The sequence below is a fragment of the Pseudomonas sp. NyZ201 genome, assembly GCF_049860765.1.
GTDB lineage: Bacteria > Pseudomonadota > Gammaproteobacteria > Pseudomonadales > Pseudomonadaceae > Aquipseudomonas > Aquipseudomonas bharatica.
Genome location: NZ_CP187557.1, coordinates 1,351,989 through 1,376,941, shown reverse-complemented (window position 1 = coordinate 1,376,941; position 24,953 = coordinate 1,351,989). Strand labels below are relative to the sequence as shown.

At 62.9% G+C, this 24,953-nt stretch carries 23 protein-coding genes; 16 read left to right on the top strand and 7 right to left on the bottom strand.

Features of this window, described 5'->3' with window-relative positions:
• Positions 1–26: 26 nt before the first annotated feature.
• Together ACPFMA_RS06335 and ACPFMA_RS06330 are read right to left on the bottom strand one after the other, a co-directional pair.
• Positions 27–1,244, bottom strand: coding sequence for an argininosuccinate synthase (locus ACPFMA_RS06335; RefSeq protein ID WP_009396513.1), 1,218 nt, complete (start codon positions 1,242–1,244; stop codon positions 27–29).
• 128 nt (positions 1,245–1,372) lie between these two features.
• Positions 1,373–2,368, bottom strand: a complete 996-nt coding sequence (locus ACPFMA_RS06330; protein WP_420058985.1) for a flagellar protein MotY — start codon at positions 2,366–2,368, stop codon at positions 1,373–1,375.
• 130 nt (positions 2,369–2,498) lie between these two features.
• On the opposite strand from ACPFMA_RS06330, the gene pyrC reads away from it, so the two are divergent.
• Together pyrC and rnt are read left to right on the top strand one after the other, a co-directional pair.
• The gene (gene pyrC / locus ACPFMA_RS06325) at positions 2,499–3,545 is read left to right on the top strand and encodes a dihydroorotase (protein ID WP_425929861.1); all 1,047 of its coding nucleotides are present in this window, start codon (positions 2,499–2,501) and stop codon (positions 3,543–3,545) included.
• Positions 3,542–4,216, top strand: coding sequence for a ribonuclease T (gene rnt, locus ACPFMA_RS06320; protein ID WP_064303657.1), 675 nt, complete (start codon positions 3,542–3,544; stop codon positions 4,214–4,216). The genes pyrC and rnt overlap by 4 nt, the downstream gene beginning before the upstream one ends.
• Positions 4,217–4,279: 63 nt before the next feature.
• Here rnt and ACPFMA_RS06315 read toward each other — a convergent pair whose 3' ends face one another.
• The gene (locus ACPFMA_RS06315; RefSeq protein ID WP_009399747.1) at positions 4,280–4,882 is read right to left on the bottom strand and encodes a peroxiredoxin; all 603 of its coding nucleotides are present in this window, start codon (positions 4,880–4,882) and stop codon (positions 4,280–4,282) included.
• A gap of 230 nt (positions 4,883–5,112) precedes the next feature.
• Here ACPFMA_RS06315 and ACPFMA_RS06310 point away from each other — a divergent pair, with 230 nt between their 5' ends.
• On the top strand, positions 5,113–5,334 hold the full coding sequence (locus ACPFMA_RS06310; RefSeq protein WP_009399750.1) for a bacterioferritin-associated ferredoxin: 222 nt from the start codon (positions 5,113–5,115) through the stop codon (positions 5,332–5,334).
• Between the two features lie 208 nt (positions 5,335–5,542).
• Positions 5,543–6,013, top strand: coding sequence for a bacterioferritin (bfr, locus tag ACPFMA_RS06305; RefSeq protein ID WP_064303656.1), 471 nt, complete (start codon positions 5,543–5,545; stop codon positions 6,011–6,013).
• A gap of 190 nt (positions 6,014–6,203) precedes the next feature.
• Here the strand turns inward: bfr and grxD are convergent, their stop codons facing one another.
• The gene (gene grxD, locus ACPFMA_RS06300; RefSeq protein ID WP_009399752.1) at positions 6,204–6,539 is read right to left on the bottom strand and encodes a Grx4 family monothiol glutaredoxin; all 336 of its coding nucleotides are present in this window, start codon (positions 6,537–6,539) and stop codon (positions 6,204–6,206) included.
• Positions 6,540–6,631: 92 nt separating this feature from the next.
• Positions 6,632–8,740, bottom strand: a complete 2,109-nt coding sequence (locus ACPFMA_RS06295) for a molybdopterin oxidoreductase family protein (protein ID WP_425929860.1) — start codon at positions 8,738–8,740, stop codon at positions 6,632–6,634.
• Positions 8,741–9,132: 392 nt separating this feature from the next.
• Here ACPFMA_RS06295 and argF point away from each other — a divergent pair, with 392 nt between their 5' ends.
• Together argF and ACPFMA_RS06285 are read left to right on the top strand one after the other, a co-directional pair.
• Positions 9,133–10,053: an ornithine carbamoyltransferase gene (gene argF, locus ACPFMA_RS06290; RefSeq protein WP_009399755.1), complete on the top strand. Its 921-nt coding sequence runs from the start codon at positions 9,133–9,135 to the stop codon at positions 10,051–10,053.
• Complete coding sequence (locus ACPFMA_RS06285; protein WP_425929859.1) at positions 10,050–11,156, top strand: ABC transporter ATP-binding protein; 1,107 nt, start codon at positions 10,050–10,052, stop codon at positions 11,154–11,156. Before argF ends, ACPFMA_RS06285 begins: the two co-directional genes overlap by 4 nt.
• Positions 11,157–11,270: 114 nt before the next feature.
• On the opposite strand, the gene ybaK is transcribed toward ACPFMA_RS06285, so the two are convergent.
• Positions 11,271–11,741, bottom strand: a complete 471-nt coding sequence (ybaK, locus tag ACPFMA_RS06280) for a Cys-tRNA(Pro) deacylase (RefSeq protein WP_009399764.1) — start codon at positions 11,739–11,741, stop codon at positions 11,271–11,273.
• A gap of 302 nt (positions 11,742–12,043) precedes the next feature.
• On the opposite strand from ybaK, the gene ACPFMA_RS06275 reads away from it, so the two are divergent.
• The 10 genes from ACPFMA_RS06275 to ACPFMA_RS06230 all read left to right on the top strand — a co-directional run bounded on the left by ACPFMA_RS06275 (position 12,044) and on the right by ACPFMA_RS06230 (position 23,928).
• Positions 12,044–12,895, top strand: a complete 852-nt coding sequence (locus ACPFMA_RS06275; RefSeq protein ID WP_425929858.1) for an MIP/aquaporin family protein — start codon at positions 12,044–12,046, stop codon at positions 12,893–12,895.
• A 57-nt stretch (positions 12,896–12,952) separates the two neighbouring features.
• On the top strand, positions 12,953–14,452 hold the full coding sequence (gene glpK, locus ACPFMA_RS06270; protein WP_064303652.1) for a glycerol kinase GlpK: 1,500 nt from the start codon (positions 12,953–12,955) through the stop codon (positions 14,450–14,452).
• Positions 14,453–14,576: 124 nt separating this feature from the next.
• Positions 14,577–15,332, top strand: a complete 756-nt coding sequence (locus ACPFMA_RS06265; RefSeq protein WP_009399774.1) for a DeoR/GlpR family transcriptional regulator — start codon at positions 14,577–14,579, stop codon at positions 15,330–15,332.
• Positions 15,333–15,517: 185 nt separating this feature from the next.
• On the top strand, positions 15,518–17,038 hold the full coding sequence (gene glpD / locus ACPFMA_RS06260; protein ID WP_064303650.1) for a glycerol-3-phosphate dehydrogenase: 1,521 nt from the start codon (positions 15,518–15,520) through the stop codon (positions 17,036–17,038).
• A 372-nt stretch (positions 17,039–17,410) separates the two neighbouring features.
• On the top strand, positions 17,411–18,331 hold the full coding sequence (locus ACPFMA_RS06255) for a glutamate/aspartate ABC transporter substrate-binding protein (protein ID WP_009399777.1): 921 nt from the start codon (positions 17,411–17,413) through the stop codon (positions 18,329–18,331).
• Positions 18,332–18,477: 146 nt separating this feature from the next.
• Positions 18,478–19,224 (top strand): amino acid ABC transporter permease, encoded by a 747-nt coding sequence (locus tag ACPFMA_RS06250; RefSeq protein ID WP_009399778.1) that lies wholly within the window; start codon positions 18,478–18,480, stop codon positions 19,222–19,224.
• Positions 19,224–19,895, top strand: coding sequence for an ABC transporter permease subunit (locus ACPFMA_RS06245; protein ID WP_009399779.1), 672 nt, complete (start codon positions 19,224–19,226; stop codon positions 19,893–19,895). Before ACPFMA_RS06250 ends, ACPFMA_RS06245 begins: the two co-directional genes overlap by 1 nt.
• Positions 19,892–20,626 (top strand): amino acid ABC transporter ATP-binding protein, encoded by a 735-nt coding sequence (locus ACPFMA_RS06240; protein WP_009399781.1) that lies wholly within the window; start codon positions 19,892–19,894, stop codon positions 20,624–20,626. Before ACPFMA_RS06245 ends, ACPFMA_RS06240 begins: the two co-directional genes overlap by 4 nt.
• Positions 20,627–20,689: 63 nt before the next feature.
• Entirely contained in the window at positions 20,690–22,606 is a 1,917-nt protein-coding gene (locus ACPFMA_RS06235) for a sensor histidine kinase (protein WP_425929857.1), read from the top strand.
• The gene (locus tag ACPFMA_RS06230) at positions 22,603–23,928 is read left to right on the top strand and encodes a sigma-54-dependent transcriptional regulator (protein WP_009399787.1); all 1,326 of its coding nucleotides are present in this window, start codon (positions 22,603–22,605) and stop codon (positions 23,926–23,928) included. The genes ACPFMA_RS06235 and ACPFMA_RS06230 overlap by 4 nt, the downstream gene beginning before the upstream one ends.
• Positions 23,929–23,948: 20 nt before the next feature.
• Here ACPFMA_RS06230 and ACPFMA_RS06225 read toward each other — a convergent pair whose 3' ends face one another.
• Positions 23,949–24,944, bottom strand: a complete 996-nt coding sequence (locus ACPFMA_RS06225) for an alpha/beta fold hydrolase (protein ID WP_425929856.1) — start codon at positions 24,942–24,944, stop codon at positions 23,949–23,951.
• Positions 24,945–24,953 lie beyond the last annotated feature (9 nt).

Sequence of the window (24,953 nt, the reverse complement as noted above, 5' to 3'; positions counted from 1 at the left end):
CGGGTTCTTCGTGTCGCAGTGGCGAATCAGAGCGGCGAACGGCCCTTGCTCGCAGCAATGCGCATACGCAGGGCGTTGAGCTTGATGAAGCCGGCTGCGTCAGCCTGGTTGTACGCTCCGCCGTCTTCTTCGAAGGTGGCGATATTGGCGTCGAACAGCGAGTCGTCGGACTTGCGGCCGGTGACAATGACGTTGCCCTTGTACAGCTTCAGGCGAACCACGCCGTTCACATTGACCTGGGAAGCGTCGATCATCTGTTGCAGCATCAGGCGCTCAGGGCTCCACCAGTAGCCGGTGTAGATCAGGCTGGCGTACTTCGGCATCAGCTCATCTTTCAGGTGAGCGACTTCGCGGTCCAGGGTGATCGACTCGATGGCGCGGTGAGCCTTGAGCATGATGGTGCCGCCGGGCGTCTCGTAGCAGCCGCGGGACTTCATGCCGACGTAGCGGTTCTCGACGATGTCCAGGCGACCGATGCCGTTGGCGCCACCGATGCGGTTCAGCTCGGCGAGGACGGTGGCCGGGGTCATCTCGACGCCGTCGATGGCAACGATGTCGCCGTTGCGGTAGGTCAGTTCAAGGTAGGTAGCCTGGTCCGGTGCGTTTTCCGGGGAAACGCTCCAGCGCCACATGTCTTCCTCGTGCTCGGTCCAGGTATCTTCCAAGACACCGCCTTCGTAGGAGATGTGCAGCAGGTTGGCGTCCATCGAGTACGGCGACTTCTTCTTGCCGTGGCGCTCGATCGGGATGCCGTGCTTCTCGGCGTAGTCCATCAGCTTCTCGCGGGACAGCAGGTCCCACTCGCGCCACGGCGCGATGACCTTGACGCCCGGCTTCAGCGCGTAGGCGCCCAGCTCGAAGCGGACCTGGTCGTTGCCCTTGCCGGTAGCACCGTGGGAAATGGCGTCGGCGCCGGTTTCGTTGGCGATTTCGATCAGGCGCTTGGCGATCAGCGGACGGGCGATGGAGGTACCGAGCAGGTACTCGCCTTCGTAGACGGTGTTGGCGCGGAACATCGGGAACACGAAGTCTCGGACGAACTCTTCGCGCAGGTCATCGATGTAGATCTCTTTCACGCCCATGGCCTGTGCCTTGGCACGGGCCGGCTCGACCTCCTCGCCCTGCCCCAGGTCAGCGGTGAACGTCACCACCTCACAGTTGTAGGTATCCTGCAGCCACTTGAGAATCACCGAAGTATCAAGGCCGCCGGAATACGCCAGTACGACCTTTTTTACGTCCGCCATGCCATCACTCCACGGGGTTGTACGGAAAACCCCGGATTCTACCGCTCTCCGGCTTGAATTTACAGTGGGGCGACAGCTTGTGACGACAAAGCGACAGGAACTGTCGTGGGCGCGACGGGCGGTCGCGCTCAGGACTTCGGCGCAGGTTTGCCGGGCTGTGCCTGGGCCGCCGGACTCGTCGGCGCCGCAGGAGTTGCCGGCGCGGCGGCCGGCGTCGAAGCGGCGGGAATCAGCGGATCCGCCGGCTTTTCCGCGACCGGTTTTTCGACCGGTGCAACGCGGTCGAGCTGGATATTCACGCGCCGGTTGCGCGCACGGTTGGCTGCGGAATTGTTGGCTGCCAGCGGATAACGCTCGCCATGGAAACGCACCACGATGTGCTCTTCCGGCACGCCATGGGCCTTGAGGTATTCCTGCACCGCCAGGGCTCGCCGGCGCGACAGGTCGCGGTTGGTCAGGCGGTTGCCGCTGTTGTCGGAATGTCCGTCCAGCTCGATATGATTGACGGTCGGGTCGGCCTTGAGGAAATCGAGGATCACGTCGAGGCGCGCACGGGCGTCGGCATCCAGGTCGATGCCGTTGCCCGGGAAACCGATTCGCGCCTGGCGGATCTGGTCGAAGTTCATCGGCAGCAGCTTGGCCGAACAGGCCTGGTAATCGGCGTAGGCCTTGGTGAACCGGACCGGCAACAGATGCACTTCCATGACCTGCCCGCCTTCGCCGGCATAGTTGCGGATCACCGTGCTGCGCCCGTCCATCAGGCCATTGATCAGGCGGCTGGCCTGGCCCTGGGAGCTGTTGAACAGCACGCCGCTGCGGGCCATGCGGATCGAGCCGAGGTTGATGTCACCGCGCCCCGGCTGCCAGGGTGCGGCGGCGGCCAGCAAGGTCGCCGAGCCGCTGCCGAGCATGTTGTTGCCCGAGCGCAGGCGGAAGGTCGCCTGTTCACCGGCGCGGCGCACGAACTCGCCCGTGCCGAAATCGGCAATGGGCTGGATCAGGCGGCACTCGAACTGATCGCCTTCGACCTTCCATTCGATATTTTCCACTCGCGTCTGGAACGTGAGGGCGGCCACCGGAAAGCTGGCGAACAGACTGAGCAGGGCTATATAACGCTGGCGCACGGGCGGCTCCACAAAATTCCATCACTTACCAGCAGGCTATCGGACGCCTGCGGCAAAACTTGATAGCGAGTGCTCGGGGAAGGCTTTTCCGGTAGCATTCGCCCAGAGTTCGAACCGCCTGGAAACCCCAATGTCCGATCGCCTGACCCTCCTGCGTCCCGACGACTGGCACATCCATCTTCGCGATGGAGCCGTGCTGCCTCATACCGTCCGGGACGTGGCGCGCACCTTCGCCCGCGCCATCATCATGCCCAACCTGGTGCCGCCGGTGCGCAACGCCGACGAAGCCGGTGCCTATCGCCAGCGCATCCTCGATGCACGCCCGGCGGGTAGCCCGTTCGAGCCGTTGATGGTCCTGTACCTCACCGACCGTACCCAACCGGAAGATATCCGTGCGGCCAAGGCCAGCGGTTTCGTCTACGCCGCCAAGCTGTATCCGGCCGGCGCGACCACCAACTCCGATTCCGGTGTCACCAGCATCGACAAGATCTTCCCGGCACTGGAAGCCATGGCCGAAGTCGGCATGCTCCTGCTGGTCCACGGTGAAGTGACCCGTGGCGAGATCGACGTGTTCGACCGCGAGAAGCTGTTCATCGACGAGCACCTGCGTCGTGTGGTCGAGCGTTTCCCGACCCTGAAAGTGGTGTTCGAACATATCACCACCGCCGAGGCCGCGCAGTTCGTCAAGGAAGCGCCGGCCAACGTCGGCGCGACCATCACCGCACAGCACCTGCTGTACAACCGCAACCACATGCTGGTCGGCGGTATCCGCCCGCACTTCTATTGCCTGCCGATCCTCAAGCGCAACACCCACCAGATCGCCCTTCTGGACGCGGCCACCAGCGGCAACCCGAAGTTCTTCCTCGGCACCGACTCGGCGCCCCACGCCCGTCATGCCAAGGAAGCGGCCTGCGGCTGCGCCGGTTGCTACACCGCCTTTGCTGCGATCGAGCTGTACGCCGAAGCGTTCGAGCAACGCAACGCCCTGAACAAGCTGGAAGGCTTCGCCAGCCTGCACGGCCCGGCGTTCTATGGCCTGCCTGCCAACACCGAGACCATTACCCTGGTCCGCGAGGACTGGACCGCCCCGGACAGCCTGCCATTCGGCGACAACACCGTGGTTCCGCTGCGCGCCGGTGAGCAACTGCGCTGGCGCCTGCTGGAGGAAAGCAAGTGAGCGACGATCAGTTCGACGACGACCAGGAAGGTCTGGGCGGCGGTGGTTCGCGCCACCCGATGGCGCAGCGTTTCCGCGGCTATCTGCCGGTAGTGGTGGACGTCGAGACCGGTGGCTTCAATGCTGCCACCGACGCCCTGCTGGAAATCGCCGCCGTTACCATCGGCATGGATGAAAAGGGCTTCCTGTTCCCGGAACATACCTATTTCTTCCGCGTCGAGCCGTTCGAGGGCGCCAACATCGAACAGGCGGCCCTCGAGTTCACCGGGATCAAGCTCGACCATCCCCTGCGCATGGCCGTCAGCGAGGAATCGGCACTGACCGATATCTTCCGCGGCGTGCGCAAGGCGCTGAAGGCCAACGGCTGCAAGCGGGCGATCCTGGTCGGCCACAACAGCAGCTTCGACCTCGGGTTCCTGAACGCCGCAGTGGCGCGCAACGATCTCAAGCGCAATCCGTTCCACCCCTTCTCCAGCTTCGACACCGCCACCCTGGCCGGCCTCGCCTATGGCCAGACCGTGCTGGCGCGGGCCTGCCAGAGCGCCGACATCGACTTCGACGGCCGTGAGGCGCATTCCGCCCGCTACGACACGGAGAAGACCGCCGAGCTGTTCTGCGGCATCGTCAACCGCTGGAAGGAAATGGGCGGCTGGCACGATTTCCACGATTGAGTGGAATGTGCAGACACAAAAAAACCGGCCGATGAAAGGCCGGTTTTTTTGTGTCTGGCGAAATTACAGCTTGCCAGCGTTCTCGCTCAGGTAGGCAGCAACGCCTTCTGGCGAAGCGGTCATGCCCTTGTCGCCTTTTTTCCAGTTGGCAGGGCAGACTTCGCCGTGCTCTTCATGGAATTGCAGGGCATCGACCAGGCGCAGCAGTTCGTCCATGTTGCGGCCCAGCGGCAGGTCGTTGACGATCTGCGAGCGAACCACGCCATTGGTGTCGATCAGGAAGGCGCCACGGAAGGCTACGCCACCTTCGGATTCAACGTCGTAGGCCTTGCAGATCTCGTGGGAGATGTCGGCGGCCAGAGTGTACTTGACCGGGCCGATACCGCCGTTGTTGACCGGGGTGTTGCGCCAGGCGTTGTGGGTGAAGTGCGAGTCGATCGAAACGCCGATGACTTCGACGTTGCGCGCCTGGAACTCAGGAATGCGGTGGTCCAGGGCGATCAGCTCGGACGGGCAGACGAAGGTGAAGTCCAGTGGGTAGAAGAACACCAGGCCGTACTTGCCCTTGATAGCGGAAGCCAGGTTGAAGCTGTCGACGATTTCGCCATTGCCCAGTACGGCGGCAACGGTGAAGTCCGGGGCTTTTTTGCCAACGAGCACGCTCATTCGATATCTCCTGATGGTGTTTGGAAACTGACTACGCAGAAGGCCGCAACCTTCTGACACGGGTTGAGCATCATACACGGCCTCGGGCGGCACGCCGAGTCATGGCCAATGGACTGATTTCCTACCGGCGGTCGCTCTGCCCTGCATCTTTGAGAAAGAGTTTTGACAAGCATTCTCATTACCATTAGGCTTCACTGCATTCGAGCCTAACGCCTGATGGTCTTCTTTCTATGTATGTGTGTCTTTGTGTTGGTGTAACCGACGGACAGATCCGCGATGCGATCTATGAAGGATGCTGTAGCTACAAGGAAGTACGCGCCGCCACCAACGTGGCAAGCCAGTGCGGCAAATGCGCATGCGTTGCCAAGCAGGTGGTACGCGAGACCCTGACGGAAATCCAGGTCAGCCAGGCGGCCGCCCTGCCCTACCCGGTGGAATTCACCGCAGCGTGAAAATTTGTTTTTCCCCGTTTATAAAGAACCGGACCTCGTGTCCGGTTTTTTTATGCCCGAAATTCAATTAGTTAGCGTTAAAACGAGGAATACAAACATTCTTATTCCTATTAAATTTCACTTATTATTCAATAGCTTAGGTTTGACATGCATACCTGCCCGGCTCACACTCGCGGTTATTGGCACATAGACAGGGCGGGACCCCACCATGAAAGGCGACGTAAGCGTCATCCAGCATCTCAACAAGATCCTCGGAAACGAGCTGGTCGCGATCAACCAATACTTCCTGCATGCGCGCATGTATGAAGACTGGGGTCTGGATAAGCTCGGCAAGCACGAATACAAAGAATCCATCGACGAGATGAAGCACGCCGACAAGCTGATCAAGCGGATTCTTTTCCTCGAAGGCATCCCCAATGTCCAGGACCTGGGCAAGCTGCTCATCGGCGAGCACACCCGTGAGATGCTGGAATGCGACCTGAAGATCGAGCAGAAAGGCCTGATCGACCTGAAAGCGGCAATCGCCCACTGCGAGACCGTTGGCGACTTCGGCAGCCGTGAGCTGCTGGAAGACATCCTCGAATCCGAGGAAGAGCATATCGACTGGCTGGAAACCCAACTGGGCCTGATCGACAAGGTCGGGCTGGAGAACTACCTGCAGTCGCAGATGGGTGAGTGAGGGGCTGCACGCTTTTTCTTGCCCATTCGTTGTGCTCATGCAGCCCTGTGGGAGCGAGTTCACCCGCGATTGCGTCGGGGAATTCACCACCGCAATCGCGGGTGAACCCGCTCCCACAAGGTATGTGGTGAACCGCCATTTGAAATGAAAAAGCCCCGTATTCGCGGGGCTTTTTGCTATCGGCAGGCTATCAGGCTTCGGAAGCCTTGGCCTTGGCAGCTGCGTCCTTGATCAAGGTCTGCAGCTCACCCTTCTCGAACATTTCGGCCATGATGTCACTGCCGCCGACCAGCTCACCCGCCACCCACAGTTGCGGGAAGGTCGGCCAGTTGGCGTACTTCGGCAGGTTGGCACGGATTTCCGGGTTCTGCAGGATGTCGACGTAGGCGAACTTCTCGCCGCAACCCATCACGGCTTGCGCCGCCTTTGCCGAGAAACCGCACTGCGGCGCATTCGGCGAGCCTTTCATGTACAGCAGAATGGTGTTGTTAGCGATCTGCTCTTTGATTGTTTCGATGATATCCATGAAGCACCTCGGCTGGACTTTCCGACCTGGTTTGTCGGCACGGTGGCGCATTGTATCGGAAAGCCGTGCACGACGCTCGGCATTGCCGACGATCAAGCGGCAACCACTTCCACCGGCACGCCATTGAGCACCGCGTTGCCCGAAAGCGCATCGATCAATCGATCATCCGTCAGGTCGTTGGCGCTGGCGCCGAGCTGGGTACTGGCGATATCGAGCAGTACCCCCGGACGGGCATGACCGAAACCATGGGGAAGACTGACCACCCCGGGCATCATGTCGCTGCTGGCCATGACCTCCACCTCGATGCTGCCGACCCGCGAGGTTACCCGCACACGCTGGCCATCCTGCAATTGACGTCCGGCGAGGTCCTGAGGGTGCATCAGCAATTGATGACGCGGCTTGCCTTTGACCAGCCGATGGAAGTTGTGCATCCAGGAGTTGTTGCTGCGCACATGCCGGCGTCCGATGAGCAGCAGTTGCGCAGCACTTGGCGGCTGTTGTGCGGCGAAGCGCTGGAGGTCGGCCAGTAGCGCAGCAGGCGCCGCTTCGATGGCCTTGCTCTCGGTCTTGAGCCGCGACGCCAGGTTTGGCTGCAACGGCCCGAGATCGATGCCGTGGGGATGCTGGTCAAGGGTTTTCAACGACAGGTCGTATGGCGAGCCTTCACCATAGCGCCCACCACGCAGCCCCGTGTCGATCATGTGCGCCGGAGGGATGGTCGGTTTCAGCGGTTTGCCGGCGATACGCGCAAAGGCCTCGGCCAGACCAACGAAGATTTCCCAATCGTGCAACGCCCCTTGCGGCTTGGGCAGGATGGCCCGGTTGAAGCGAGTGACGTTACGCACCGCGAACAGGTTGAAGGTGGTGTCGTAGTGATCGTTTTCCAGTGCCGAGGTGGATGGCAGGATGAGATCGGCATAACGCGTTGTCTCGTTGATATACAGATCGACGCTGAGCATGAACTCCAGCCCGTCCAGCGCCTGCTCCAGTTGTCGGCCATTGGGCGTCGACAGCACCGGGTTGCCGGCCACCGTGACCAGAGCACGCACCTGCCCCTCGCCTTCGGTGAGCATTTCCTCGGCCAGGGCTGCAACCGGCAACTCGCCGCCGTACTCCGGCAGTCCGGATACCCGGCTTTGCCAGACATTGAAATGCCCGCCGCCGGTGGATGCCACCAGGTCCACCGCAGGCTCGGTGCACAGCGCGCCGCCGACCCTGTCGAGATTGCCGCTGACCAGATTGATCAGTTGCACCAGCCACTGGCACAGCGTGCCGAAGGCCTGGGTGGACACGCCCATGCGTCCGTAGCAGACCGCCTTGTCGGCTGCGGCGAAATCCCGCGCGAGCTGGCGTATCAGGCTCGCGTCGATACCGCACAGCAGGCTCATCACTTCCGGGGTAAACGGTTGCAACGCAGCCCGTACCTCATCAAGGCCGCTGACCGGCAGATGGCTGGCACGGGCCAGCCCTTCTTCGAACAGCGTATTGAGCAGCCCGCAAAGCAACGCCGCATCACCGCCCGGACGGACGAACAGGTGCTGGTCGGCCATGGCCGCCGTCTCGCTGCGCCGCGGGTCGACGACTACCAGCTTGCCGCCACGGGCCTGCAAGGCTTTCAGACGCTTCTCGACATCCGGCACGGTCATGATGCTGCCATTGGACGCCAGCGGGTTGCCGCCGAGGATCAGCATGAAGTCGGTGTGATCGATATCCGGGATGGGCAGCAGCAGGCCGTGGCCGTACATCAGGTAGCTGGTCAGGTGATGGGGTAACTGGTCGACGGAAGTCGCGGAAAAGCGGTTGCGGGTTTTCAGCAGGCCAAGAAAGTAGTTGCTGTGGGTCATCAACCCATAGTTGTGCACGCTGGGATTGCCCTGGTACACCGCCACGGCGTTCTGTCCGTGGCGCTGCTGGATCTCGTGAAGCTTGCGCGCAGCCAGCTCGAAGGCTTCGTCCCAAGGAATTGGAATCCATTGCTCGCCAACCCGCACGACCGGGCCGCGCAGGCGGTTGGGATCATTCTGGATATCCTGCAGGGCCACCGCCTTGGGGCAGATATGCCCGCGGCTGAAACTGTCCTGGGGATCGCCCTTGATCGAGGCGATGCGCGGCGCGCCGCTGTCGTCGGTGTCGAGCTCGAAGGTCAGGCCGCAGATGGCCTCGCACAGGTGACAGGCTCGGTGGTGCACGGTCTTGGTCATGGCCGCCTCTTGTTCTGGATCGGGGGAGTGCCGTCCCCGACTATGGCCCCGGTCCCATCACGCCGCCAGCGATCTTCGCCCGGTGAATTCTCCGCCATCAGCCTGGACGATGGTCCCAGGAGGCCGACAAAGCCCCGTCCTTGCGTTGCAAAGTCCTTCCGGGGCAGTGTAAAAAGCTCCCTTGCTCTTGAAAAAGGAGCAGACAGACGGCACGCGTTGTATTCGACCAAGACCGTCGAGGCAGCCCCCACTTGGTAAGACGCGACATTTAATTATAGTATTGCGCCTTCCCCTATTTCGTCGCCCCGTGCGGCTTACGCCGCAGGTCTCATCCGTGTTTCCGAAAACCGGTATTGGCTGATCTGCGGTCTGTTGCAAAAAGGTAGTCAATGATGAGCGCTAGGCACTTTCTCTCCCTGATGGATTTCACCGCCGATGAACTGGTCAGTGTGATCCGCCGAGGGATCGAGCTGAAAGACCTGCGTAACCGCGGCGTACTCTTCGAGCCCCTGAAAAACCGCGTGCTGGGCATGATCTTCGAGAAGTCCTCGACGCGTACCCGGCTGTCCTTCGAGGCCGGCATGATCCAGCTTGGCGGCCAGGCGATCTTCCTCTCCCCGCGCGACACCCAGCTGGGCCGCGGCGAGCCGATCGGCGACTGCGCCATCGTCATGTCGCGCATGCTCGATGCCGTGATGATCCGCACCTTTGCCCACAGCACCCTGACCGAATTCGCCGCCAACTCCCGCGTGCCGGTGATCAACGGCCTGTCCGACGACCTGCACCCGTGCCAGTTGCTGGCCGACATGCAGACCTTCCTCGAGCACCGCGGCTCGATCCAGGGCAAGACCGTGGCCTGGATCGGCGACGGCAACAACATGTGCAACAGCTATATAGAAGCGGCCATCCAGTTCGACTTCCAGTTGCGCGTTGCCTGCCCGGAAGGCTACGAGCCGGATCCGCGCTTCGTCGCCCAGGCCGGTGACCGCGTGCAGATCGTCCGCGATCCGAAAGACGCCGTGCGCGGCGCCCACCTGGTCAGCACCGACGTCTGGACCTCCATGGGCCAGGAAGACGAAACCGCCCGCCGCCTGGAACATTTCGCGCCGTACCAGGTAACCCGCGAACTGCTCGACCTGGCCGCTGCCGACGTACTGTTCATGCACTGCCTGCCCGCCCACCGCGGCGAGGAGATCAGCATGGACGTGCTCGACGACCCGCGTGCCGTTGCCTGGGACCAGGCCGAAAACCGCCTGCATGCCCAGAAGGCACTTCTCGAATTCCTTGTCGAACCGGCCTATCACCACGCATGAGTCAGCCTCTGTTGCTCAACCTGCGCAACCTCGCCTGCGGCTATGGCGAGGCGCGCATCGTCCAGAACCTCAACCTTCACCTCAATGCCGGCGACATCGGTTGCCTGCTGGGCTCCTCGGGGTGCGGCAAGACCACCACCCTGCGCGCCATCGCCGGCTTCGAGCCGGTGCATGACGGCGAAATCAGCCTGGCAGGCGAAGTCATTTCCAGGGCAGGGTTCACCCTGGCCCCGGAAAAGCGCCGGATCGGCATGGTGTTCCAGGACTACGCCCTGTTTCCGCACCTGACCGTGGCGCAGAATGTCGCCTTCGGCATCGGCAAGCACCCGCGCCAGCAGGACGTGGTCAAGGAGATGCTGGAACTGGTCAAGCTCGGCGGCCTTGGCGGGCGCTACCCCCATGAACTGTCCGGCGGCCAGCAGCAACGGGTCGCCCTGGCTCGCGCCCTGGCGCCAGAGCCGCAGTTGCTGCTCCTCGACGAACCCTTCTCCAACCTCGACGTCGAACTGCGCCGGCGCCTCAGCCATGAGGTTCGCGACATCCTCAAGAGCCGCGGCACCAGCGCGATCCTGGTCACCCATGACCAGGAAGAGGCCTTTGCCGTCAGCGACCATGTCGGCGTGTTCAAGGAAGGCCGGCTGGAGCAATGGGATACGCCCTACAACCTTTATCACGAGCCGGCCACGCCGTTCGTGGCCAGCTTCATCGGCCAGGGTTACTTCATCCGCGGCCAGTTGCTCAGCCCGGAAACCGTGCAGACCGAACTGGGTGAGTTGCGTGGCAATCGCGCCTATACCCTGCCGGTGGGTAGCGCGGTGGATGTGCTGCTGCGGCCTGACGATATCGTGCATGCCCCCGGGAGCGCGCTGAACGCGCAGGTCATTGGCAAGAGTTTCCAGGGGGCTTCGACCCTGTACCGGCTGCAACTGGCTACCGGTACGCAACTGGAAGCGATTTTCCCGAGCCATCTGGACTACCAGATTGACCAGGAGGTGGGGATCTCGGTGGCGGCGGATCACCTGGTGCTGTTTGCGGCGTCGGGTAGCGTCGAGGCCAGGCTGCCTGCCGGCGAGAACGGCGTTCGCCGGTACAGTTCAAGCTGACTCGGTCCCTGTGGGAGCTGGCTTGCCAGCGATGAGGCCGGCCTGAACAATGATGTTGTCAGGTCTGGCCAAATCGCTGGCAGCTCCCACAGGGATAGCACAACGCTCACGCGTCTATTCTTTCCCGATCGCCGCAAACTTCCCTTGGGTATGCTCCGCCAGCACCCCCGCCGCCAGTTCCACTTCCAACCCCCTACGCCCGGCACTGACATGAATAGTCGGAAAATCCTCTGCGGATTTGTCGATAAAGGTCCTCAGACGCTTCTTCTGACCAAGTGGGCTGATTCCCCCAACCAGGTAGCCGGTTGAACGCTGCGCCGCCGCCGGATCCGCCATTTCGCACTTCTTCGCCCCGGCAGCCTGTGCCAGGGCCTTCAGGTCCAGCGTCCCCACCACCGGTACCACCGCCACCAGCAATTCGCCCTTCTCGGTTGCCGCCAGCAGCGTCTTGAACACCTGCTGCGGATTCAAATTCAGCTTTTCAGCCGCCTCCAGGCCGTAGGAAGCGGCTTTGGGGTCGTGTTCGTAACTGTGAATGCGATGTTCGGCGCGCACCTTCTTCAACAGATCCAGGGCAGGGGTCATGCAGGGCTCCAACAGCGATGTTCGGTTTCGATTCGCTGGCTACTGTAGGACAAATCCCTACATACAACCATCGGCTTGTAGGACAAGGCCCGGACGACCAGTGGGCCGTCAGTCAGTTTATGAATCATGGTTCGCTTTCGACCTTTGACATCAGCGTTTCTTGTCTATATTTTTTCGTTTCTGAATATAGTTGCCCTTATAAGGTGCATGTCCACCCCCCGCCTGACCGGAAATGGGGATTTCCGCCGGGCTTTCCGTCGAGCGCTCACTGCGCCTCACAACAACAAGAACCGAGGTATCGAATGACGACTGCTCTACAACAACCGACGTTATCCAGCCAATGCCTGGCGGAATTCTTCGGCACCGCGCTGCTGATCTTCTTCGGCACCGGTTGCGTGGCCGCGCTCAAGGTCGCGGGTGCCAGCTTCGGCCTCTGGGAAATCAGCATCATCTGGGGGATCGGCGTGAGCATGGCGATCTACCTGACCGCCGGGATTTCCGGCGCGCACCTGAACCCGGCGGTGAGCATTGCCCTGTGCCTGTTCGCCGGTTTCGAAAAAGGCAAACTGCCGTTCTATATCCTCGCCCAGGTCGCTGGCGCCTTCTGCGGCGCGGCGCTCGTATACGCGCTTTACAGCAACCTGTTCTTCGATTACGAACAGACCCATGCCATGGTCCGCGGCAGCCAGGCCAGCCTCGAGCTGGCCTCGGTGTTTTCCACCTACCCGCATCCGGCCCTGTCCACCGGCCAGGCCTTCCTCGTCGAGGTGGTGATCACCGCGATCCTCATGGCCGTGATCATGGCCCTGACCGACGACAACAATGGCCTGCCCCGCGGCCCGCTGGCCCCGCTGCTGATCGGCTTGCTGATCGCCGTGATCGGTAGCGCTATGGGCCCGCTGACCGGCTTCGCGATGAACCCGGCGCGTGATTTCGGGCCGAAGCTGATGACCTTCCTCGCCGGTTGGGGCGAAGTCGCCTTTACCGGCGGCCGCGAGATTCCCTACTTCCTCGTTCCGGTTTTCGCGCCGATCATGGGAGCCAGTCTTGGCGCCGCGCTGTACCGCGGCGTGTTTTCCCGCAGCCTGCCAACTGCCGCTGCGGCCACCGCCGCGAGCGACGACACCGCTCAAGGCAAGACCCAGGCGTCCTGATCCGCGCAGCGATCAGCGACCCCTGACTCCAACCCTATTCACTGCAAGGCCAACGACATGACCGACCTTCAGAACAAGAACTACATCATTGCCCTCGACCAGGGCACGACCAGTTCGCGGGCCATCATCTTCGACCGTGACGCCAACGTCGTCGGGACCTCCCAGCGCGAGTTCGCCCAGCACTATCCGCAAGCCGGCTGGGTCGAGCACGATCCGATGGAAATCTTCGCCACCCAGAGCGCCACCATGGTCGAGGCCCTGGCCCAGGCCGGCATCAGCCATGACCAGGTAGCCGCCATCGGTATCACCAACCAGCGCGAAACCACCGTGGTCTGGGACAAGGAAACCGGGCGTCCGGTGTACAACGCCATCGTCTGGCAGTGCCGGCGCAGCACCGAGATCTGCGAGCAGCTCAAGCGCGACGGCCTGCAGGACTACATCCGCGAAACCACCGGCCTGGTCACCGACCCGTACTTCTCCGGAACCAAGCTGAAGTGGATCCTCGACAATGTCGAGGGCGTGCGCGAGCGTGCCGAGCGCGGCGAGCTGCTGTTCGGCACCGTCGATACCTGGCTGATCTGGAAATTCTCCGGCGGCAAGGTGCATGTGACCGACTACACCAACGCCTCGCGGACCATGCTGTTCAACATCCATACCCTGCAATGGGATGAAAGGATGCTCGAAGTGCTGGGCATCCCGAAGCAGATGCTGCCGCCGGTACGTCCCTCTTCGGAAATCTACGGCTACACCAAGAGCAACATCGCCATCGCCGGTATCGCCGGCGACCAGCAGGCCGCGCTGTTCGGCCAGATGTGCGTGGAGCCCGGCCAGGCCAAGAACACCTACGGCACTGGCTGCTTCCTGCTGATGAACACCGGCGAGAAGGCCGTGCAGTCGTCCCACGGCCTGTTGACCACCATCGCCTGCGGCCCGCGCGGCGAAGTGGCCTACGCGCTGGAAGGCGCAGTGTTCAACGGCGGCTCCACCGTGCAATGGCTGCGCGACGAACTCAAGATCGTCAACGACGCCCATGACACCGAGTACTTCGCCAGCAAGGTCAAGGACAGCAACGGCGTGTACCTGGTGCCGGCCTTCACCGGCCTTGGCGCGCCCTACTGGGATCCGTATGCGCGCGGCGCGCTGTTCGGCCTGACCCGCGGGGTAAAGGTCGATCACATCATCCGCGCCGCCCTGGAATCCATCGCCTACCAGACCCGCGACGTTCTCGACGCCATGCAGCAAGACTGCGGCCAGCGTCTCAGCGCCCTGCGCGTGGACGGTGGCGCGGTGGCCAACAACTTCCTGATGCAATTCCAGGCAGACATCCTCGGCACCTGCGTCGAGCGCCCGCAAATGCGCGAAACCACTGCCCTCGGTGCCGCCTACCTGGCAGGCCTGGCCTGCGGTTTCTGGAGCGGCCTGGACGAGTTGCGCGGCAAGGCGCTGATCGAGCGGGAGTTCACCCCGCAACTGGACGAAGCGGCGAAAGAAAAGCTCTACAGCGGCTGGCTCAAGGCGGTCGATCGTACCCGTGACTGGGAGCCGCACGAGGAATAACGTTTCAGCACTGCGGCGCGGTTTCGACTGCGCCGCAGACTACGCCGTGGCCGCCTTCAGACTGGTCCCCGGCACCTTCCTCCGGCATCATTGCAGAATTTTTCGGCTGCCCCAAAGGACGCCCATGAATCTGCCTCCACGCCAACAGCAAATTCTCGAACTGGTCCGTGAACGCGGCTACGTCAGCATCGAGGAAATGGCGCAGTTGTTCGTCGTCACTCCGCAAACCATCCGCCGCGATATCAACCAGCTGGCGGAGGTCAATCTGCTACGCCGTTATCACGGTGGCGCGGCCTACGACTCCAGTATCGAGAACACCGCCTATGCCATGCGGGCCGACCAGATGCGCGACGAGAAGCAGCGCATCGCCGAAGCCGTGGCGCGGCAGATTCCCGACCATGCCTCGCTGTTCATCAATATCGGCACCACTACCGAATCCATCGCCCGTGCGCTGCTCAACCACAGCCACCTGAAGATCATCACCAACAACCTGCATGTAGCGTCGATCCTCAGCGCCAAGGACGATTTCGAGGTGCAACTGGCCGGCGGCAACGTGCGCCGCGACGGTGGCGTGGTCGGCCAGGCCAGTGTCGATTTCATCAATCAGTTCAAGGTGGACTTCGCCCTGGTCGGCATCAGCGGCATCGACGAGGACGGCAGCCTGCTGGACTTCGATTACCAGGAAGTACGCGTGTCCCAGGCGATCATCGCCAACGCGCGCCAGGTAATCCTCGCTGCCGACTCCAGCAAGTTCGGGCGCAACGCCATGGTACGCCTGGGCCCGATCAGCCTGATCGACTGCCTGGTGACCGACCAGGCACCGGTCAGCGCCCTCACCCAGTTGCTCAACCAGCACAAGATCCGCCTCGAAGTCGTCTGATCCCGCCTCGGCCCGCCACTGCACCCGGTGGCGGCGTCAATGTTCGAAATTTTTCACTTGCTTGTCATTCGATCAGTATTTTCTATGAAAAGACACTGGTAGCGGCGTTTTTGTTCGGCTAACATTTTCGAATGTGAACATTAATGTTCAGAAAAGATATCAAACGACTTTCGAGAGGCCGTGCCGTGTCCCAGTCCAATGCTCCCACCCTTGCCGAAATCTATGATGTCGTCGTCATCGGTGGCGGCATCAATGGCGTCGGCATCGCCGCCGACGCGGCCGGACGCGGCCTGTCGGTGTTCCTTTGCGAAAAGGATGACCTTGCCAGCCACACCTCCTCGGCCAGCAGCAAGCTGATCCATGGTGGCTTGCGCTATCTCGAACATTACGAATTCCGCCTGGTCCGCGAAGCACTGGCCGAGCGCGAAGTGCTGCTGGCCAAGGCGCCGCATATCGTCAAGCCGATGCGCTTCGTTCTGCCGCACCGGCCGCACCTGCGCCCGGCCTGGATGATCCGCGCCGGCCTGTTCCTCTACGACAACCTCGGCAAGCGCAAGAAGCTTGGCGCTTCGCGCAGCCTGCGTTTCGGCCCGGAAAACCCGCTGAAGGCGGAGATCACCCGCGGTTTCGAATACGCCGACTGCGCCGTGGACGATGCCCGCCTGGTGACCCTCAACGCCATGGCCGCCCGCGAGCGCGGTGCGCATATCCTCACCCGCACCCGCTGCGTCAGCGCCAGCCGCCACGGCAAGCTGTGGAACGTGCAGATCGAACACGCCGATGGCAGCCTGCAAAGCATCCAGGCCCGTTCGCTGGTGAATGCCGCCGGCCCTTGGGTGGCGAAGTTCATCAAGGACGACCTGCAACTCGACGCTCCCTATGGCATCCGCCTGATCCAGGGCAGCCACTTGATCGTGCCGAAATTCTACGAGGGCGAGCACGCCTACATCCTGCAGAACGAAGACCAGCGCATCGTCTTCTGCATTCCCTACCTGGAGCGCTTCACCCTGATCGGCACCACCGATCGCGAGTACAGCGGCGATCCGGCCCAGGTGAACATCAGCGAAGAGGAAACCGGCTACCTGCTCAAGGTAGTCAACCAGCACTTCAAGCAGCGCCTCAGCCGCGACGACATCCTCCACACCTATTCCGGCGTACGCCCGCTGTGCAACGACGAATCGGACAACCCGTCGGCGGTGACCCGCGACTACACCCTGGCGCTGTCCTCCCAGGACGGCCAGGCGCCCCTGTTGTCGGTGTTCGGCGGCAAGCTGACCACCTACCGCAAGCTGGCCGAATCGGCCATGGCAGAACTGGCACCGTGGTTCCCCCGGATGACCGCAAGCTGGACCGCCACTGCACCGCTGCCAGGGGGCGAAGGCATGAGCACACCGCAGGCGCTGTGCGACGAGATCCTCGCCCGCTTCGGCTGGCTGCCGGCGGCACTGGCCCGGCGCTGGGCGCTGACCTATGGCAGCCGCACCTGGCAGTTGCTGGATGGCGCCAAGGGGCCGGAAGACCTCGGTGAAGCCATTGGTGGTGGGTTGTTCGCGCGGGAAGTGGATTATCTGTGCCGGGAAGAGTGGGCGGTGTCGGCCGAGGACATCCTGTGGCGGCGCAGCAAGCTGGGGCTGTTCATGACCGAGGCTGAGCAGCAGAACCTGGCGGGTTATCTGCAGCGCCGAGAGTTGAGCCAGGCCGCCTGACTCGATCGCGAAACTTGTGGGAGCGGGTTCACCCGCGATTGCGGTGGTGCGTTCACTATCGCAATCGCGGGTGAACCCGCTCCCACAAGGTCCCGATGGGCCAACAATCACAAGATGTTTAAGAGCCGTTCGGTTTCCCGAACGCCCTACCCCGCACTATTCGGCCCTCCGTACATTCCAGCCTGTAATCCTCCCGTCGAAAACCTCTGCTACCCCTGTAGGACGGGCTTTGATGATCGAAATCACGGCCTGGCACGACTCATGCTCTACACTCACAACCCGGATGCGCCGTTGTACAAACGCAGCGGTCGCTGAACGAACGGCCGGCCAACGGCCTCATAAGAAAAACAAGCACACTTCGAGGAAAATTCGATGCGTATCGTTCGTCATCTGTTGGGCGCTGCAATCGCAGCCGCCGTGATTTCTTCCCCGGTCATGGCCGAAGAGCTGACCGGCACCCTGAAGAAGATCAAGGACTCGGGCACCATCACCCTGGGCCACCGCGACTCCTCCATCCCGTTCTCCTACCTGGCCGGCAAGCCGGAGCCAGTGGGCTACTCCCACGACATCCAGGTAGCGGTGGTCGAACACCTGAAGAAAGAGCTGAACGCTCCGGACCTCAAGGCCCGCTATAACCTGGTCACCTCCCAGACCCGTATCCCGCTGGTGCAGAACGGCACCGTCGACCTGGAATGCGGCTCCACCACCAACAACGTCGAGCGCCAGCAGCAGGTGGCCTTCTCGGTCGGCATCTTCGAAGTCGGCACCCGCCTGCTGACCAAGGTCAAGGACGGTCAACCCGCCTACAAGGACTTCCCGGACCTGGCCGGCAAGAACGTGGTGACCACCGCCGGCACCACCTCCGAGCGCCTGCTCAAGGCGATGAACGCCGACAAGCAGATGAAGATGAACGTGATCTCCGCCAAGGACCACGGCGAAGCCTTCAACATGCTGGAAAGCGGCCGCGCCGTGGCCTTCATGATGGACGACGCCCTGCTCGCCGGCGAAATGGCCAAGGCCAAGAAACCGAGCGACTGGGTCATCACCGGTACGCCGCAGTCCTACGAGATCTACGGTTGCATGGTGCGCAAGGACGACCCGGCCTTCAAGAAAGCCGTGGATGACGCCATCGTCGCCCTCTACAAGTCCGGCGAGATCAACAAGATCTACGACAAGTGGTTCCAGCAGCCAGTGCCGCCAAAAGGCCTGAACCTGCAGTTCCCGATGAGCGACGAACTGAAGAAACTGATCGAGAACCCCACCGACAAAGCCGCGGACGAAAAACAGTCCTGATCCACGCCTGATGCCGGACGTGGCTGATTCGAGCGTACGAATCAGCCGCACGGCCAACACTTAGTGTCTAACCTTTCCTCCGGGGGTGTCCGCGCCCCCGGAAGCTGGAAGGTGCCCGTGAAACGACTATCCGAGGGGAGACCCCGATGAATTACAACTGGGACTGGGGCGTATTCTTCAAGTCCACCGGCGTGGGCGACGAAACCTATCTGGACTGGTACATCACCGGCCTGGGCTGGACCATCGCTATCGCCATCGCCGCCTGGATCATTGCCTTGCTGCTGGGCTCGGTGCTCGGCGTGATGCGCACCGTGCCGAACCGCTTCGTATCGGGCATCGCCACCTGCTACGTGGAACTCTTCCGCAACGTACCGCTGCTGGTGCAGCTGTTCATCTGGTACTTCCTGGTGCCCGACCTGCTGCCCGAAGGCCTGCAGGAGTGGTTCAAGCAAGACCTCAACCCGACCACCTCGGCCCTGATCAGCGTGGTGATCTGCCTCGGCCTGTTCACCGCCGCGCGGGTCTGCGAACAGGTGCGCACCGGTATCCAGGCCCTGCCCCGCGGCCAGGAAGCCGCCGCCCGGGCCATGGGCTTCAGCCTGTCGCAGATCTACCGCAACGTGCTGCTGCCCCAGGCATTCCGGATCATCATTCCGCCGCTGACCTCGGAATTCCTCAACGTCTTCAAGAACTCGTCCGTGGCCTCGCTGATCGGCCTGATGGAACTGCTCGCGCAGACCAAGCAGACCGCCGAGTTCTCCGCCAACCTGTTCGAAGCCTTCACCCTGGCGACGCTGATCTACTTCACCCTGAACATGGGCCTGATGCTGCTCATGCGCATGGTCGAGAAGAAGGTCGCGGTCCCCGGCCTGATTTCCGTGGGAGGTAAATGATGGAACTGGACTTCAGCGAAATCATCCCGGCCCTGCCCGCCCTTTGGGACGGCATGCTGATGACCCTGAAACTCATGGTCATGGGCGTGGTCGGCGGCATCGCCCTGGGCACCATCCTCGCCCTCATGCGCCTGTCGTCGAGCAAGCTGCTGGCCAACCTGGCGGGAGCCTACGTCAACTACTTCCGCTCCATCCCGCTGCTGCTGGTGATCACCTGGTTCTACCTGGCGGTACCGTTCGTGCTGCGCTGGATCACCGGCGAGGACACGCCGATCGGTGCGTTCACCTCCTGCGTCGTGGCGTTCATGATGTTCGAGGCGGCCTACTTCTGCGAGATCGTCCGCGCCGGCGTGCAGTCGATCTCCAAGGGCCAGATGGGTGCGGCACAGGCCCTGGGCATGACCTACGGCCAGACCATGCGCCTGATCATCCTGCCCCAGGCCTTCCGCAAGATGACCCCGCTGCTGCTGCAGCAAAGCATCATCCTGTTCCAGGACACCTCGCTGGTATACACCGTCGGCCTGGTGGACTTCCTCAACTCGGCCCGCGCCAACGGCGATATCATCGGACGCTCCCATGAGTTCCTGTTGTTCGCCGGCGCCGTCTACTTCGTCATCAGCTTCTCCGCTTCCTTCCTGGTCAAGCGTCTGCAGAAAAGGATAACCGTATGATTTCCATCAAGAACGTCAACAAGTGGTACGGCGACTTCCAGGTGCTGACCAACTGCAACACCGAGGTCAAGAAAGGCGAAGTGGTGGTGGTCTGCGGGCCGTCCGGCTCCGGCAAGTCGACCCTGATCAAGTGCGTCAACGCCCTGGAACCCTTCCAGAAGGGCGACATCGTCGTCGATGGCACCTCGATCGCCGATCCGAAGACCAACCTGCCCAAGCTGCGCTCCCGCGTCGGCATGGTGTTCCAGCACTTCGAGCTGTTCCCGCACCTGAGCATCACCGAGAACCTGACCATCGCCCAGCGCAAGGTACTGGGCCGCAGCGAGGCGGAAGCGACCAAGAAGGGCCTGGCCCTGCTCGACCGCGTCGGCCTCGGCGCCCATGCCAAGAAACATCCCGGCCAGCTCTCCGGCGGCCAGCAGCAGCGCGTGGCCATCGCCCGGGCGCTGTCCATGGACCCGATCGTCATGCTCTTCGACGAGCCGACCTCGGCCCTGGACCCGGAAATGGTCAACGAGGTGCTCGACGTGATGGTCGAACTGGCCAACGAGGGCATGACCATGATGTGCGTAACCCATGAAATGGGCTTCGCCCGCAAGGTCGCCAACCGGGTGATCTTCATGGACAAGGGCAGCATCATCGAGGATTGCCAGAAAGAAGCGTTCTTCGGTGACCCGTCGGGCCGCCACGAGCGCACCCAGCACTTCCTCAGCAAGATCCTGCAGCACTAAGCGGGCAGCGCCCGTCGTTCGGTTTCACGGACGGCGGGCGCTGGTCGTTACAAGGCCTCTGTGATGAAATGCGACCCCACGCTCTTTCGCCCAGCCAAGCCTGCCCTTGCCGTGAAACCCCGTCTGATCCGCCATCTGCTGATTCCGCCGCTGATCCTGCTGCTGACGATCGGTCTGGGCGTCGCCGGTTACCTGGTCAGCGAACACAACGGCATCCGCACCTTGAGCGACAACGGCGAGCGCCAGCTCGAGCTGCACGCGCGCACGGTCGAAAGCGAGATCAGCAAGTACACCTACCTGCCCAGCCTGCTGGAGCTGGAAGACAGCGTGTCTAAGCTGCTCACCGAACCGGACGGCGAGCACCGCCAGACCGTCAACGAATACCTCGAGGGCCTGAACCGCCGCAGCCGCAGCCGGGCGATCTTCGTCCTCGACACCACCGGCCGGGTCCAGGCCACCAGCAACTGGCGCGACGTCGACAGTTTCCTCGGTGAAGACCTGTCGTTCCGCGCCTATTTCCAGGATGCCGTGCGCGGCCAGCCGGGGCGCTTCTACGGCATCGGCAGCACCACCGGCGAACCCGGCTATTACCTGGCCCACGGCCTGGAGGAACACGGCAAGATCATCGGCGTCGCAGTGATCAAGGTGCGCCTGGAAACCCTCGAGGAACGCTGGCAGCGCGCCCGCCTGGAAGCATTCGTCAGCGACGAGAACGGCATCATCATTCTCTCCAGCGATCCGGCCCGGCGCCTGAAGTCGGTGCGCCCGCTGCCCGCGGAAGTCAAGGAACGCCTGGCCCGCAGCCTGCAGTACTACTGGTTCTCGCTCGACGAGCTGCAACCGCTGGACCGCGAGAAACTCGGCGACGGCCTGGAGAAACTCACCTTCCCGGCCAATGCCCGGCTCGACGACGGCACCCATGAGGTCGCCTTCCTGGCCCAGACCCGGCGCCTGGCCGATACGCCCTGGCACTTCACCCTGCTTACACCGCTGCAGGACCTGCGCCGCGAGTCGATCATCCAGGGCGTGCTGGTGGCCATCGCCTTCGCCCTGCTGACCATCCTCGCCATCGCCTGGAACGAGCGGCGCAAGGTGATCGCCACCCGCCTCGCCGCCCGCGAAGCCCTGGAAGAAGCCAACAACCAGCTGGAACGCAAGATCGCCGAGCGCACCGCCGACCTGCGGGCCAGCAACGACCGCCTCAAGGCGCAGATCCGCGAGCGGCGCCAGGCCGAGCAAACCCTGCGCCATGCCCAGGACGAACTGGTCCAGGCCGGCAAGCTGGCGGCCATCGGGCAGATGTCCACCAGCATCGCCCATGAACTGAACCAGCCGCTGGCGGCGCTGCGTACCCTGTCCGGCAACACCGTGCGTTTCCTCCAGCGCGGCTCGCTGGAGGTCGCCAGCGCCAACCTGCTGACCATGAACGACCTGATCGACCGCATGGGCCGCATCACCGCCAGCCTGCGTTCCTTTGCCCGGCGCGGCGACGATCACGGCCAGGCCTCGCTGGCCAAGGCGGTGGAGGCCACCCTGCAGGTGCTCGCCGCGCGCATCGAGGCGTGCCACCTGAAGCTGCACAGCAACTACAGCGAACAGCAATTGAAGATCGACCAGACCCGCCTGGAACAGATTCTCGTCAACCTGATCGGCAACGCCCTCGATGCCATGGCCGCGGTCCCGCTGCCGGAGCTGTGGCTGGAAGGCGACGTGCAGGATGGCAAATATCGCCTGCGGGTGCGCGACAACGGCCATGGCATCGACGACGAAACCCGCAAGCATCTGTTCGAACCCTTTTTCACCACCAAACCCGGCGAGCACGGCCTCGGCCTCGGCCTGACCCTGTCCGCCAGCCTGGCCGCCGCCGCCGGTGGCAGCCTGGGCGTCGAACATCCCGCCGGCGGCGGCACCGCATTCATCCTCAGCCTGCCGCTGCTCCAAGCCCCCACAGAATCCGCGGAACCCGCCGAGTCCCTATGAACACATCGCCCCTTACCGTCCTGATCGTCGAAGACGACCCGCATGTGCTGCTCGGCTGCCAGCAGGCGCTGGCCCTGGAAGATATCGTCAGCGAAGGCGTGGGCAGCGCAGAACAGGCCCTGGAGCGGATCGGCGACGACTTCGCCGGGATCGTCGTCAGCGATATCCGCCTGCCCGGCATCGATGGCCTGGAACTGCTGACCCGCCTCAAGGCCCGTGACAGCAGCCTGCCGGTGGTGCTGATCACCGGTCATGGCGACATCGACATGGCCGTCGGCGCCATGCGCAACGGTGCCTACGATTTCATGGAAAAGCCCTTCTCGCCGGAGCGCCTGGTGGACGTGGTGCGCCGTGCCCTCGAACAACGCGGCCTGGCCCGGGAAGTCTTCGCCCTGCGCCGCCAGCTGGCCGAGCGCAGCACCCTCGAAGGCCGCATCATCGGCCGCTCGCCGGCGATGCAGAGCCTGCGCGAGCTGATCGCCAATGTCGCCGACACCTCGGCCAACGTGCTGATCGAAGGCGAGACCGGTACCGGCAAGGAGCTGGTGGCGCGCTGCCTGCACGACTTCAGTCGGCGCCAGGGCCAGCCCTTCGTTGCCCTGAACTGCGGCGGGTTGCCGGAGAACCTGTTCGAAAGCGAAATCTTCGGTCATGAAGCCAATGCCTTTACCGGCGCCGGCAAGCGCCGTATCGGCAAGATCGAGCACGCCAACGGCGGCACGCTGTTCCTCGATGAAATCGAGAGCATGCCGATCAATCTGCAGATCAAATTGCTGCGGGTCCTGCAGGAGCGCACCCTGGAACGCCTCGGCTCGAACCAGAGCATCCCGGTGGACTGCCGGGTGATCGCGGCCACCAAGTCCGACCTGGAGTCCCTTGGCCAAAGCGGCCAGTTCCGCAGCGACCTTTATTACCGGCTCAACGTGGTCACGCTGGAACTGCCACCGCTGCGCGAGCGCAGGGAAGACATCCTGCAACTGTTCGAGCACTTCCTCCAGCAATCCTCCCTGCGCTTCGACCGCGAAGCCCCGCAACTGGACAGCCAGACCCTGTCGCGCCTGATGAGCCACGACTGGCCGGGCAACGTGCGCGAACTGCGCAATGTCGCCGAGCGCTTCGCCCTCGGCCTGCCGGCCTTCAAGAAGGCCGGCGCCGCCACGTCGCAGGGTGTCGGCTTTGCCGAGGCGGTGGAAGCCTTCGAACGCAACCTGCTTAGCGACGCGCTGCAACGTACCGGGGGCAATCTCAGCCAGGCCAGCCAGGAGCTGGGCATGGCCAAGACCACCCTGTTCGACAAGGTGAAGAAGTACGGCCTGGGCTGAACGGACAGGGGCCGCTGCCACTAACGCTGGGCGATATGACGGATATCGTCAGCACGGTGTGATTGCAGGTACGGCAGCACCGCCGCCAGCAGCGCCGCCTTGAACGGCTCCTGGAAACGGTGGGCCAGGCCGGGGATCAGGGCCAACTGGCTGCCCTGGATATGCGCCGCCAGGTGCACGCCATGCATCACCGGCAGCAGCGGGTCGGCGGTGCCGTGCACGACCAGCGTCGGCACCCGCAGGCGATTGAGCAGCTCGACCCGGCTCGGCTCGGCGAGGATCGCCATGATCTGGCGTTTCACCCCGTCCGGATTGAAGGCACGGTCATAGGACTGCGCCGCCTGTTGCAACAGCACCCGACGATCATCCTGAACCTGCGGGCTGCCCAGCGCCGCCAGCAGATCGGCCTGCTGCTCGATGGCCACCTCGCGGTTCGGAGCGCTGCGCCGGGCCAACTGGCTTATCAGCGCCGGGCTTGGTGCCGGCAGGCCCTGGGCGCCGGAACTGGACATGATCAGGGTCAGGCTCTCGACCTTGTCCGAGGCCATGGCCGCCACGTGCTGGGCGATCATTCCGCCCATGCTCACGCCCAGGACATGGAAGCGCTCCTGGCCCAGGTAGGCCATCAGTTCCAGGCTGTCCTCGGCCATGTCTTCCAGGGTATAGGGCGCGCTCACCGACAGACCTAGACGATAGCGCAACAGTTCATAGGCCAGGCTGGCATCAGCCGGTGGCTGGTTCCAGCGCGACAGGCCGACATCGCGGTTGTCGTAGCGAATCACCCGGAAACCCTGCTTGCACAGCGCCTCCACCACCTCGTCGGGCCAATGGATCAACTGCCCGCCCAGACCCATGATCAGCAACAAGGCCGGATCACTGGCGCGACCGACGCTTTGGTAGGCCAGGCTGACCTGCTTCAGTTGTGCCTGCTGGACAGGCGCATGCACATCGCAGCGCGGCGCCGCCCACGAAAAACAGACGCATGACAGCGCCAGCAGAAATAAACAAATCCGCATGGAAGAAAC